This window comes from Xanthomonas campestris pv. badrii (genome assembly GCF_012848175.1).
Lineage (GTDB): Bacteria > Pseudomonadota > Gammaproteobacteria > Xanthomonadales > Xanthomonadaceae > Xanthomonas > Xanthomonas campestris_C.
Window position 1 is genome coordinate 4,630,315 of record NZ_CP051651.1, and the last position, 11,757, is coordinate 4,642,071.

The 11,757-nt window shown below is 68.1% G+C and carries 10 protein-coding genes; 7 read left to right on the forward strand and 3 right to left on the reverse strand.

The features are described 5' to 3' along the window. Positions 1-12: 12 nt before the first annotated feature. The 6 genes from glgB (at position 13) to HG421_RS19610 (ending at position 6,647) form a co-directional block, all read left to right on the forward strand. Positions 13-2,187, forward strand: a complete 2,175-nt coding sequence (gene glgB, locus HG421_RS19585; protein ID WP_211161752.1) for a 1,4-alpha-glucan branching protein GlgB — start codon at positions 13-15, stop codon at positions 2,185-2,187. Positions 2,188-2,699: 512 nt separating this feature from the next. Then, on the forward strand, positions 2,700-2,993 hold the full coding sequence (locus HG421_RS19590; RefSeq protein ID WP_169707803.1) for a hypothetical protein: 294 nt from the start codon (positions 2,700-2,702) through the stop codon (positions 2,991-2,993). Then, a complete protein-coding gene (locus HG421_RS19595) occupies positions 2,983-3,255 on the forward strand; it encodes a hypothetical protein (protein ID WP_169707804.1) in 273 nt (90 codons plus the stop codon). Before HG421_RS19590 ends, HG421_RS19595 begins: the two co-directional genes overlap by 11 nt. Beyond that, on the forward strand, positions 3,252-4,802 hold the full coding sequence (locus HG421_RS19600; protein ID WP_169707805.1) for a PepSY-associated TM helix domain-containing protein: 1,551 nt from the start codon (positions 3,252-3,254) through the stop codon (positions 4,800-4,802). Before HG421_RS19595 ends, HG421_RS19600 begins: the two co-directional genes overlap by 4 nt. 135 nt (positions 4,803-4,937) lie before the next feature. Then, the gene (locus HG421_RS19605) at positions 4,938-5,417 is read left to right on the forward strand and encodes a metallophosphoesterase family protein (RefSeq protein WP_228331908.1); all 480 of its coding nucleotides are present in this window, start codon (positions 4,938-4,940) and stop codon (positions 5,415-5,417) included. An 81-nt stretch (positions 5,418-5,498) separates the two neighbouring features. Beyond that, on the forward strand, positions 5,499-6,647 hold the full coding sequence (locus tag HG421_RS19610; protein WP_169707806.1) for an aldo/keto reductase: 1,149 nt from the start codon (positions 5,499-5,501) through the stop codon (positions 6,645-6,647). 278 nt (positions 6,648-6,925) lie between these two features. Here the strand turns inward: HG421_RS19610 and HG421_RS19615 are convergent, their stop codons facing one another. The 3 genes from HG421_RS19615 to HG421_RS19625 form a co-directional block, all read right to left on the reverse strand. Next, positions 6,926-7,897, reverse strand: a complete 972-nt coding sequence (locus HG421_RS19615; protein WP_211161753.1) for a rhamnogalacturonan acetylesterase — start codon at positions 7,895-7,897, stop codon at positions 6,926-6,928. Positions 7,898-8,083: 186 nt separating this feature from the next. Beyond that, a complete protein-coding gene (locus HG421_RS19620; RefSeq protein ID WP_169707807.1) occupies positions 8,084-9,718 on the reverse strand; it encodes a carboxylesterase/lipase family protein in 1,635 nt (544 codons plus the stop codon). Then, positions 9,715-10,779 (reverse strand): alpha/beta hydrolase, encoded by a 1,065-nt coding sequence (locus tag HG421_RS19625; RefSeq protein ID WP_169707808.1) that lies wholly within the window; start codon positions 10,777-10,779, stop codon positions 9,715-9,717. Before HG421_RS19625 ends, HG421_RS19620 begins: the two co-directional genes overlap by 4 nt. 136 nt (positions 10,780-10,915) lie before the next feature. Between HG421_RS19625 and HG421_RS19630 the strand changes: the two genes are divergently transcribed. Further along, positions 10,916-11,737 carry a 2-keto-4-pentenoate hydratase gene (locus HG421_RS19630; RefSeq protein ID WP_169707809.1) on the forward strand — a complete coding sequence of 274 codons (822 nt, stop codon included), beginning with the start codon at positions 10,916-10,918 and terminating at the stop codon, positions 11,735-11,737. The last annotated feature ends 20 nt before the right edge of the window (positions 11,738-11,757 follow it).

Genomic DNA, 11,757 nt, shown 5'->3' on the forward strand with positions numbered 1-11,757 from the left:
GTAATGACAGCAGTGAGTAATCGATGGGATCCCGGCGTCATCCGCGCCCTGGCCGACGCGCGCCACGGCGATGCGTTCGCCGTGTTGGGCGCGCATCCGAGCGACCGCGGGCGCGTGTTGCGCACCTATCTGCCTGGCGCCGAGCGCGTCATCGCGGTGCTGGACGACGGCCAGGCGATCGCGCTGGAGGCCGGCCCGGAGCCGGGCCTGTTTGCCGGCGACCTTCCGGCGCAGGGCGGTTACCGCCTGCGCATCGGCTGGCCCGGCGGCGAGCAGGACACCGCCGACCCGTACGCCTTCGGGCCGCAGCTCAGCGACTTCGACCTGCACCTGATCAGCGAAGGCCACCACCTGCAGCTGGCCGATGCCTTGGGTGCCAACGTGGTGGAGGTGGACGGCGTGCGTGGTACGCGCTTTGCGGTGTGGGCGCCCAATGCCTCACGCGTGGCCGTGGTGGGTGACTTCAACAGCTGGGATGCGCGACGCCACCCGATGCGGCTGCGCCACCAGTCCGGCGTATGGGAGCTGTTCGTGCCCGATGTCGGCCCCGGAGCACATTACAAATACCAACTGCGTGGCCCGCATGGCCACGAATTGCCGGCCAAGGCCGACCCGGTGGCGCGGCGTGCGGAACTGGCGCCGGGCACCGCCTCGATCGTGGCCGACCCCACGCCGTTCCAGTGGAGCGACGACGGCTGGATGGCCACGCGTGCGCGCCGCCAGGCGCACGACGCACCGATGAGCATCTACGAGATCCACGCCGGCTCCTGGCTGCGCGAAGAGGGCGTGGACCTGGACTGGGACGGCCTGGCCGACCGGTTGATCCCGTATGTGGCCGACATGGGCTTTACCCATGTGGAGCTGATGCCGGTCACCGAGCATCCATTCGGTGGCTCGTGGGGCTACCAGCCACTGGGCCTGTTCGCGCCCACCGCGCGCTTCGGTTCGCCGGACGGCTTTGCCCGCTTTGTCGACCGCTGCCACCGCGAAGGCATCGGCGTGCTGGTGGATTGGGTGCCGGCGCACTTTCCTACCGACGCGCATGGGTTGGCGCATTTCGATGGCACCGCGCTGTACGAACACGCCGACCCGCGCGAGGGCTTCCATCGCGACTGGAATACGCTGATCTACAACCACGGCCGCCGCGAGGTGTCCGGCTTTCTGATCGCCAGCGCGCTGGAGTTCCTGCAGCGCTATCACGTGGACGGCCTGCGCGTGGATGCGGTGGCCTCGATGCTGTATCGCGACTACAGCCGTAACGCAGGTGAGTGGGTACCCAACATCCACGGCGGGCGCGAGAACTACGAAACCATTGCGTTCCTGCGCCGGCTCAATTCGGTGGTGCGCGAGCACACCCCGGGCGCGGTGATGATTGCCGAGGAATCCACAGCATTTCCCGGGGTTACCGCCGACGTGGCGCATGGTGGCCTGGGCTTCCACTACAAGTGGAACATGGGCTGGATGCACGACACCCTGCACTACGCGGGGCTGGACCCGATCTATCGCCGCTACCACCATGGCGAGCTGACCTTCAGCATGGTGTACGCGTATTCGGAGCGTTTCGTACTCCCGATCTCGCATGACGAAGTGGTGCACGGCAAGGGCTCGCTGCTGGGCCGCATGCCAGGCGACGACTGGCAGCGGTTTGCCAACCTGCGTGCCTACCTGGGTTTCATGTTCACCCACCCGGGGCGCAAGTTGCTGTTCATGGGCTGCGAATTCGGCCAACCCACCGAGTGGAATCACGACGCGGGCCTGCCGTGGCACCTGCTCGATGAAGCGCGCCACCGTGGCGTGCAGACGCTGGTACGCGACTTGAACCGTCTGTACGTCGAATACCCCGCGCTGCACACGCAGGACGATGACCCGTCCGGCTTTTCCTGGGTGGTGGGCGACGATGCCGCCAATAGCGTGGTCGCCTTCCTGCGCAAGGGAAAGCGCGGCGATGCGCCGGTGCTGGTGGTGATCAACTTCACCCCGGTGGTGCAGCACGGCTACCGCATCGGTGTGCCGCAGGGCGGCCAGTGGCGCGAGGTGTTCAATAGCGATGCCGGCCTCTACGGCGGCAGCAACCTGGGCAACGGCGGCAGCGTGGGCGCCGAGCAACAATCCATGCACGGGCACGCACAATCGTTGCCGTTGTTGCTGCCGCCGCTGGGCGCCATCGTGCTGACTCCGCAGGGCTGATGCCGCGCGGAGCAACGCATCCAGCCAAGCGAGCCGTTGGCAGGCAAGTAGGGAGGACGTGCAGGGCCCTGCGTGTTCGAGTGGTTCCTGCTGAGCCCGGGTACCGGCCGTGCCCGCCTCGCAGCTGCGCAGTCGGTTGGGTCGCTGCGCTTGCCTGATGAGCTGCTCCTGCTTGAAACGATGTCGTACCGCCGGGCGCTTGGCCTGGCGGTGTGGCACCTGCTAGATTCGCGCCTCATGCCGCCCGGGGAGGGTGGCAAGGCACAGCCGCCGCCATGCCTTCCGTCGACCGTCCTTGCGGGAGCGTTGCGCGTGCGTGTGGTGAAGTGTGTGAGCGAAATCGGGCCTGCCTCCTGCGCAGCGCCCGACGTGTGGCCTGGGCATTGCAGTTGGGTGGCCCCGAATGCCGGCGTGCGGCGGCTTGTGCCTCCAGGCCAGCGCGTGCACGCGCGTGGCCGTCTCGCTGCGTGCAGGACATGCATGCCTGCAATCGCATGTGCCGGTGCCCCCCGATGCTGCTGACCTGTGTCTACCTGCTGGCGGCCGCCGCGGCGGCAACGTTGTTCTATCTGTCCACCACGCATCAGCGCTTGTGGCAGCGCACACCACGTTGGGTGCGGCCGCTGCGAGCCGGCGGTCTTGCGCTGTTTGCGCTGTCGCTGGCCTGTGGCAGCGCTGCGCTGGGCATCTGGGCCGGCATCTTCGCGGCGATGACTGCAGTGATGCTGGCGGCCATCGTGCTGCCGTGTGTGGATCTCTGGCATCAGGCGCGCGTGCAGCGCAGGCAGGTGCGGCATGTGGGCTAGATGGTTGGCATCGGTGGTGCTGGGCTTGCCGTTGGCCGTAGCGCTGGTGGGAGTGTGCGCGCTGCTGCTGCCGGGGCCGCGCCAGTCCTACACGCTGGCGTGGCTGCTGCTGATGTTCCCGGTCTGGATCGGCGCGATGGCGTGGCCATTCGCGTTCCGCAGCGCGGCGCGCGCCTGGTGCTGGCTGGGTGGGCTGACCCTGCTGTGCTACCTCGCGCTGGCGCTCATCAAGGCGCTGGGCTGGACGGAGCTGCCCGCATGAAGGCGGCCACCTTGCGCGCGTTCCTGTCCGTGCACAGCTGGATGGGGCTGTTGGCCGGCATGGCCTTGTTCATCGCCTTCTATGCCGGTGCCCTCACCGTGTTCACCCACGAGTTGAGCAGCTGGCAAGTGGCGCCGCGCTCTTCGTCGTCATCGCCGGCCGAACCGGTGGCCGCAGCGCAATCCTTGCTCGATCGCGCCATCGCCGCGCATCCACAGGTGGCCGATTCGTTCCTGGTGCTGCTGCCGGGCGAGCATGGGCCGCTGGCGCGGCTGTACTGGTACGGCCCGCAGGCCGATGCCAGTGGTGGCATGCGCCAGTACCAACTCGGCCCCGATGGCGGGTTGCTGGAACTGCCGCAACGCACCGGCTTCGCCGATTTCCTCTACGACCTGCATTTCACCGCCGGCCTGCCGCGCGTGTTCGGCACCTACCTGTTTGGCGTGGTGAGCGTGCTGTACGGGCTGGCGCTGGTCAGCGGCGTGGTGCTGTATGCGCCGGTGTTCTTCAAGGACCTGTTCGCGCTGCGCATCGGCGCCAACGTCAAGCGGCTGTGGCAGGACGCGCACAATCTGGTCGGCATGCTGTCGCTGCCATTCCATGTGATCTTCGCCTGGTCCGGCGCGGTGCTGTGTTTGGGCGTGCTGCTGCTGGCGCCGTTCCAGTTCCTGGTGTTCGACGGCAAGCTGATGCAGATCCTGGAGCCGGATTTCGAGCTCGCACCGCATGTGGCGCCAGCCAAACGCGCTGCACCGCTGCTACCGGTTGCGACACTGCTGGAACGCGCACGTGCGGCCAGCCCGGGTTTCTTGCCGGAGAGCCTGGCCTACCACGACGCCGGCGATGCCAATGCGCGGGTGGAGGTCTATGGCCATCACGATCAGCGCCGGCTCAACACGCTGGGCGGGGTGGCGCTGGATGCCACCACAGGCAAGGTGCTGCGCGTTTTGCAGCCGGCCACGATGTCGCCCGGCACCGCTGCCCTGCGCGGCCTGCAGGCGCTGCACTTCGGCAACTTCGGGCATGTGGCGGTGCAGTGGCTGTACTTCCTGCTTGGCCTGGGCGGTGCCTTCCTGTTCTACAGCGGCAACCTGCTGTGGATCGAAACCCGGCGCAAGCGCCGCCAACCCGCGCAGCCACGCCGCACCCATGCGATGGCGCGGCTCACGGTCGGCGTCTGTCTGGGCAGCGTGGCCGGCATCTCCGCGTTGTTCATCGCGGCGCGTTTGTTGCCGGCGGGACAGGAGCACTTTGTCTATTACGCCGTATCCGGCGCCGCAGTGCTGTGGGCCTTGCTGCGCCCGACCGCGCGTGGCGCGTATGAGGTGCTGCTGGCCTGCGCCGTGGTGACGGCCGCGATTCCGCTGGCCAGCTGCTTTGGCGTGCAAGGCAGCGCCGTTCCCTGGCGGGACCCGACGACGCTGGTTGTCGATCTGGTCGCCTTGGTCATGGCATGGGCATATTGGCAGATGGCGCGTGCCGGAAAGCGACGCGGCCTGCGCGGGGACCCAAACAGTGTGTGGGCCTGGGGGCGCGCCGCAGCCTGAGTTGCGATCGAGTCCCCTGCATCAATGCCACGCAACGCATCGCACGACGTGCATGCAGCGGCAACGCCATGTCGGACGCGGCGACATCACATGCATTGCCACCTGCCGGCCGTAGGATGTGGCCGGTAGATCTGCATGAGGTATGACGCAATGTCCACCGGCAAGCGCATCGGCGTGATCTCCGACACCCACGGGCTGCTGCGGCCCGAGGCGCTTGCCGCGCTGAGCGGCTGCGCGCAGATCATCCACGCCGGCGATGTCGGCAAGCCGGAGGTGCTTGAGGCGCTGCAGGCCCTGGCGCCGCTGCACGTCATTGCAGGCAATGTCGATGACCAGCCCTGGGCGGTTGGCCTGCCACAGACGCTGGACCTTCAGATTGCAGGTGTGCGTCTCCATGTGCTGCACGATCTGAAGACACTGGCAGCGCAGGTGCAGGCGGACGTGATCGTCAGCGGTCATTCGCACAAGCCGGCGATCCACACCCGCGAAGGCGTGCTGTACCTCAATCCGGGCAGCGCTGGTCCGCGCCGCTTCAGCCTGCCTGTCAGCGTGGCGCAGCTGTGGCTGGGCGATGGCGCGCCGCGTGCGCAATTGCAGTTGCTGGAGCTGCGCTAGGGATCGCTGCAGGGATCGCTGACCTGGCATGCACGCAGGCGGGACCATCCTTATGCATCGCGTCGTTGCAAGGATTCCCTCATGAATACCCGTCGTCAGTTTCTTTCCGCCGCCGCTGCCGGCACCGCTGCATTGGCCGCCGCCCCGTTGTTGGCGCAGACCGCTGCGCCCGGCAGCGTGATGCCCACGCGCGGCAAGACCGCCGCGTCCGCGTTGCCGACCAATCCAGTCGCCAAGGGCGCGCGCTATCGCCCTGCGAGCCGTCTTGGTTTTGGTGGCGTGGCGATCGGCAATGGGTTCGCGCCCACCAGCGATGCGCAAAGCGAAGCGACCCTGGCCGCAGTGTGGGAGTCCGGCGTGCGTCATTTCGATACGTCGCCGTGGTACGGGCTGGGTCTGTCGGAACGGCGCATGGGGCACCATCTGCACACCCACCGTGCCGAGGACTATGTGCTCTCCACCAAGGTCGGTCGGTTGCTGACCGCCACCAGCAAGCCGCCCAAGACGATGTGGGTACAGCCCTCGCCTTTCGACTACCGCTACGACTACAGTGCCGCCGGCGTGCGGCGTTCGATCGAAGACAGCCTGCAGCGCCTGGGCGTGTCGCAGATCGATATCGTCTACATCCACGACCTGTCCCCGGATAACGAAAAAGACCTGGGCATGCCGTGGGAGCAACGCTTCGCCGAAGCGGCCAAGGGTGCGATGCCGGAGCTGACCAGGATGCGCAAGGAGGGCCTGATCAAGGCCTGGGGCTTTGGCGTCAATCGCCCCGAGCCTGCGTTGCGCGCGATCGAGGAGGCCGACCCGGATATCTTCCTGCTGGCCTGCCAATACTCGCTGCTCGACCACGCGCAGGCCTTGCACGACACCTTTCCGAAGATCGCCAGGCATGGCGCCTCGGTGGTGGTGGGCGCGCCACTGCTGGCCGGCTACCTGGCCGGGCGCGAGCGCTATCTCTACGACGGCACCGTGCCGGAATGGGCGCCGGCCACGCGACAGAAGGCGATGGCGATCTGCGAGCGGCACGGCGTGGATCTGCGCACCGTGGCGCTGCAGTTCGCCGCTGCCCCGAACGTGGTGTCGGCGGTGATCCCGGGTGCCCGCACGCCCGCGCAGGCCAGCGCCAATGCAGCATCGATGCGCGTGGCGATTCCGGCGGCGCTGTGGGAAGAGCTCAAGCGCGAGAAGGTGATCGAGGCGGATGCACCGGTGCCTGCGTCGGGTTGATGGGTGGTGTGCGGTGAGGATGCGGGCGCACACGTAAGCACTTGCACGACAGGACGCGAGACGACTGCGCGCGGCGCGGGGCAGGGGACGCGCAACAGTGCTGGATGACACGAGGCTGCGCCCGTACCCTCATCCGGCGCTACGCGCCACCTTCTCCCGATGGGAGAAGGGAGCAAGGCCTCGCTCCGGTTGGGGCGAAGAGGCACTGCCTGCGCGCCACTGGCGCTGGCAATCGCCGCACCGCGCCGCCGGCAGTCGATCGTGAAGGCGCCCGTGGCTCATGGAACCAACAGCGGCCGTATTCCTGGCAACTGCTGCGCCAGTTCGTCGGCGACGATGGCGGCGAACACGTCCGCGCCTTCGGGCCCCAGGTGGGTGTAGTCGAAGGCGCGCTTGGCCTGCCCCATCGGCTCGGTGCTGGCATTGTCCTGTGCCGCCGGGCGTGCCGCGGTTGCCCTTGCTCCCGTTGCTGCAGGCATCGGGGCGGGTGTCGCCTGCGCCAACGTCGTGCCGATGGTGGTGCCCGATTGCGCCGCGATGACCTGCTGCGGATCTGCCGGGCGCTGCGCCAGGCGCATTGCCAGCACCGGGCCCATGCCCTGCACCAGCGCGCGGCTGCGCGCGTGCAGATCGATCAGCGGCACCTGCAGTTCGCGCGCCACCGCACGCGTGGACGCTGCCCAGGGGCCCAGGTCATCCAGCAACTGGCCGCGTTCGAACTGCCGGCGCGTCAACGGCGTCACCAGCACCGGCACGGCGCCGGCAGCACGCGCCTCGGCAACGTAGCGGCGCAGGTTGGCGGGAAACTCGGTCGCCAGGTCGGTCGAGCGCCCCGGCTTGCCGGGCTGGTCGTTGTGGCCGAACTGGATCAGCACCACTACCTGCTGGTAACCGCCGCTGCGCAACTCCTTGAGTGCAATCTCCCACGAGCCTTCGGCGCGGTAGTTGGAGGTGCTGCGGCCGCCACGTGCCAGGTTCACGCAACTCAGGAACGAGGTCACATGCTGCGCGCAGAAACTCGGCCCCCAACCGCCCTGCACGGCGGTGGTGGAATCGCCCACCAGCACGATCTTGCTGGCGGCGAAGGTGGCTGTTGCGGCGGGTGCGTTGTTGTTTGAGGTATCGGTGGTGGCTGCCGCGGATGCGCGCGGCGTGTCGACCAGTGCGGCCGCGGCGGCATCAGCGAATGGAAGGCCTGCCGCTGCCAGCGCAGTCAGCAGCAGCGATGAAACAACGGAATCACGACGCATGGATCACCTCAAGATCGAATCACTACTGCGGCAAGATCGAATAAACCCGGCTGTGCAGCGCAGTCGGGGCGCGGCCGGTGCTGAACCGTCATGTATCAGGGGCTCTTTAGCGCTTCAGCGCACAACGCCCTCGTGCGAGTGGCGACCATCCGGCACGCCTGTTGGCTTTCCCAAACCAGGACGTGGTCAGAACGTCCCGCGTTGAATGAAGGGGGCCTGTTGGTAGAGCCGTCGTTCGCCGCCGCGCGGGTCGTTGGCCAGCCGGCTCGGCACATCGAACAACAGCGTTTCGCGGCGCTCCAGCGAATACCGCTTCCAGCGCGGCAGGCCGCGTTGATTGGGGTCGCCGTGGCGCGCGAACGCCAGCAAGGCACTACTCATCTGGTCGGCCATCTGCTGCGCCGCGGGGCTATCGCCGGTGCGCGAGCCGGGCTGGGCAATCGTGTCGAACACCAGCGGAATATCCAGCGTGTGGAAGGCGCCGAACTTGCCGCCATCCAGCGGCGATCCCCAATCCAGCTGGTACACCCAGGTCGGTGCGCCCTGGCGTGCGCGCGCTTCGGCCTCTTCGACCGCGCCTCGCCACGAGCGCCCGGCCGTGGTCGCGGCAAAGAATACCTCCGACGGCGAATAGTGCGGATACAGCCGGCGGTATTGGGCAATCACCACCTGCGGCAACAGGTCCACGTACTGTTGGGCTTCCAGCTTGGCCGGCAACTCGTCCCAGCGCAGTGCGAAGTTTTTCGCATCGTTGCCGAAAAACGCGCGCGTTTCATCGTGGGTGTTGCCGATCACCATCGGAATGGCGGCCGACTGCAGCGGTGCGGTGGGCCAGAATGGATGTACCGGCAGGTTGCGCGCATCCAGCACCGGGCCGAAATACAGCGCGCTGTTTTCCACCCGCGAGGGGTCGCGCACTTGCGCAGCAGCAGCCAGCAGCTGCGCCGCCGGCAGCGTGCGCAGGCGCGGCAGATCGGCTGGCGTCATCTTCAGCGCGTCCAGCAGCAGCTGCGCGCGCTGGGTGGCTGCGCGCGGCCCTGCCGCGGTGACCTGCTGCCCGCTCATGGTCCAGGCGCGATGGAACAGCCCACGTGCGGCCGGCATCGCCATCAGCGTGGCGATCTTGGCGCCGCCGCCGGACTGGCCGAACACGGTGACATTGCCGGCATCGCCACCGAATTCGGCGGCGTGCTGGCGCACCCAGTGCAGCGCCTGGATCAGGTCCAGCTGGCCGGCATTGCCCGAATCGGCAAGGCTGGCGTCGCCCAGTTGCGCCAGCGACAGGTAACCGAACAGGTTGAGCCGGTGATTGACGGTGATCACCACCACGTCGCCGCGTTTGCACAGGCGCACGCCGTCGTAGAGCGGGTCGCTGCCGGAGCCGGTGGTGTAGCCGCCACCGTGGATATAGAACAGGATCGGCCGCCTGCCGCCATCGCGCAGGGCCGGGGTCCACACGTTGAGGAACAGGCAGTCTTCGCTGGTCGGTTCGCTGGCCCTGGATTGCGGGGCGGCGGCGCCGAATCCACTGGCATCGCGCACGCCTTGCCAGGGCGCTTCCGGTAGCGGGGCCTGGAAGCGTCGCGCGCCGGTGTCGCTGCCGTACGGGATGCCCTTGAACACGCAGACGCCTGCATCGCGCAGGCCGCGCACGGTGCCGCTGCGCAGGTGTGCCAGCGGTGCGCTGTCGTCGCGTGGCGGCGCTGGTGTTGGCGCCGCGGCGGCTGCGGCAACGCCGGGCAAGGCGGCCACGGCGGTCGCAAGCAGGCCACCGCGCAGCAGCGTGCGGCGGCGCGGGTCGGGCGCGTGGGGTGCGCTCATCGCCCGGCATCCTTCTTCGCCGATGCCGCCGCTGCCGGTGGCGTGGTGAGGTGGGCAATCCAGGCCTGCGCCAGCTGCGGCCAGGCGGCCAGGGTCAGCCCGGCGATGCGGTCGGTGCCGAAGCCATGGCCGCCTTGCGGAAATACATGCAGCTCGCTGGGTACTCCGGCACGCAGCAGTGCGTCGTGCATCAGCAGGCTGTTGCGTACCGGCACCACGCTGTCGTCCTGGGCGTGCAGCAGGAAGGTCGGCGGCGTGCGCGCGTCCACGTGCAGCTGCGGCGAGTAGGCACGCACCTGCGCGTCGCTGGGCGCGCTGCCGAGCAGGCGCTGCCGCGAGCCCGGATGCGCGTTGGCGCTGTCCATGTCGATCACCGGATAGATCAGCAACGCGAAGTCCGGCCGCGCGCTCAGGGCATCGGCGGCATCCTGCGCCGGGTACACCTGCGCGGCATGGCGCGTGGCCAGGCTGGCGGCGACATGGCCACCGGCCGAAAACCCCATCACCCCGACCCGGTGCGCATCGATGCCATAACGCGCCGCATTGGCGCGGATCAGCCGCAGCGCGCGCTGGGCGTCGGCCAGCGGCACGTCGGCGCCGTTCGGATGACCTTCGCCCGGCAGCCGGTAGCGCAGCACGAACAGGGTGAACCCGGCCTGGTCGACGAAGCCCGGCACCAGGGCGCTGCCCTCGTTGTCCAGCACGATGCGCTGGTAGCCGCCGCCCGGAGTGACCAGCAGCGCAGTGCCGTTGGGCTGTTTGGGCCGGTACACCACCAGATAGGGCTGGCTGATGGACTGGATATAGCGGTCGGGGTGGGCGGCATCGCTGCTGCGGTCCACGATGCGCTGCGGCTGCGCCAGTGCGGCGTCTCCCGGTGCCATCCCGGCGGGCCACAGCGCGATCCGGCTGGCCTGCTCGGCGGCGGTGTCGGCGCTGGCCACCTCGGCCGCCCAGGCGGGTGTGCCCAGCAGCACCAGGGCGCCCAGGGTCAGCGCAAGGCGCTGCCGCAACCGGCGCAAAGGCCTGCGGCCACTGCATTGATGGATTGTCTGTCGCATCACCCCTCCCGGGTCGCTTCGCATTGACGGTCACAATGCCGCACTGCACATTGCCAATGACACCGGTTTACCATATACAGCACACCGTGCCGCTGTCGATTGGCAGTGCAACAAAACACCTATCAGGGAGACACCCTTGAGCAACGACGCCGCCACCCCGCCAACGTCCACATCCGCGCTGTCCGACATCGCCCAGCGCTTTGTGGAGGCACGCCGTGCCGGGGCTTCGCTACCCGACTTTCCCGGGCAAATCCCCGCCGATCTGGCGACCGCCTACCAGGTGCAGGACATCGCGATCAGCCAGTGGCACGACCAGGTGGTCGGCTGGAAGGTGGGTTATATCGCCGCCGAGCGCCGCGATGCCTCTGGCGACGAGCGTCTGCTGGGCCCGATCTTCTCTCGGAAGCTCTGGAATGCTACCGGTGGAACAACCGAGTTCCCGATCTATGTCGGTGGCTTCGGCGCGGTGGAAGCCGAATACGTGCTGCGCCTGGAGGCCGACGCCCCCAGTGGCAAGATCCACTACACCCCGGACGAGGCCGCTGCGCTGCCGGCCAGGCTGTTCATTGGCGTTGAGATCGCCAGCAGCCCACTGGCCACGATCAACAAGCTGGGGCCACGAGTGGTGATTTCGGATTTCGGCAACAACAACGGGCTGATCCTGGGGCCGGAGGTCACCGATTGGCTGGGCCGCGACGAAACCGCGCTGACCGCCGAAACGCTGATCGACGACCAGGTGGTGGGCACCGGTGGCGCCACCACGCTGCCGGGCGGATTGCGTGCGGCCTACGCATTTGCACTCAGCCGTTCGGCTCAGCGCGGGCGTCCGCTCAAGCGCGGTGATCTCATTGCCACCGGCAATGCCACCGGTATCCATGACATCGAAGTGGGACAGCATGCCCTGATTCGCTTCGCCGGCATCGGCGACATTTCCTGTACGGCCGTGTCCGCCAGCTAGGCGCGGACCCCGTGACCAGA

Coding starts and splice junctions, on each gene's coding strand:
- HG421_RS19595 (WP_169707804.1), top strand. CDS start 2,983: ATGTGGGCTAGATGGTTGGCATCGGTGGTGCTGGGCTTGCCGTTGGCC.
- HG421_RS19615 (WP_211161753.1), bottom strand. CDS start 7,897: ATGCGTCGTGATTCCGTTGTTTCATCGCTGCTGCTGACTGCGCTGGCA.
- HG421_RS19600 (WP_169707805.1), top strand. CDS start 3,252: ATGAAGGCGGCCACCTTGCGCGCGTTCCTGTCCGTGCACAGCTGGATG.
- HG421_RS19620 (WP_169707807.1), bottom strand. CDS start 9,718: ATGAGCGCACCCCACGCGCCCGACCCGCGCCGCCGCACGCTGCTGCGC.
- HG421_RS19610 (WP_169707806.1), top strand. CDS start 5,499: ATGAATACCCGTCGTCAGTTTCTTTCCGCCGCCGCTGCCGGCACCGCT.
- HG421_RS19605 (WP_228331908.1), top strand. CDS start 4,938: ATGAGGTATGACGCAATGTCCACCGGCAAGCGCATCGGCGTGATCTCC.
- HG421_RS19625 (WP_169707808.1), bottom strand. CDS start 10,779: ATGCGACAGACAATCCATCAATGCAGTGGCCGCAGGCCTTTGCGCCGG.
- HG421_RS19590 (WP_169707803.1), top strand. CDS start 2,700: ATGCTGCTGACCTGTGTCTACCTGCTGGCGGCCGCCGCGGCGGCAACG.